This is a genomic window from Pseudomonas sp. AIG (genome assembly GCF_977020205.1).
Genome location: NZ_CDROCK010000157.1, coordinates 1 through 321 on the forward strand (window position 1 = coordinate 1; position 321 = coordinate 321).

Below are 321 nucleotides of genomic sequence, written 5' to 3' on the forward strand. Positions count from 1 at the left end.
CGTTGATCTTCGCGCTGCGGGTGATGATTTCGAAACGGTCGACGTTGGTCGCGTTAAGGCCCGCGCCCTCGATGGCCACAGAACCCTGATCCACCTGAAAGCGATCCAGACGACCGTTGTCGAGCACCGGTTTACCGGTGGTCAATGTCACCCGTGGCGAGTTGATGAAACCGCAACCATTACAAGTAATGCCATACGGGTTGGCAACGATCACCCGTGCCGACTGCCCTGCCACTTCGGTGTAACCGCGCAACTGGCTCGGGTTGCCGCTGATGACTTCGTTGAGAATCGCCTGTGCCGAACCGCTGTTTTTCAGGTTCG

General features: G+C 57.9%; 1 protein-coding gene. It reads right to left on the reverse strand.

Annotation, left to right across the window (positions count from 1 at the left end; genetic code table 11):
- The coding region (locus tag ACWR1S_RS30955; RefSeq protein ID WP_454566156.1) for a two-partner secretion domain-containing protein at positions 1-321 on the reverse strand (321 nt) is incomplete at both ends.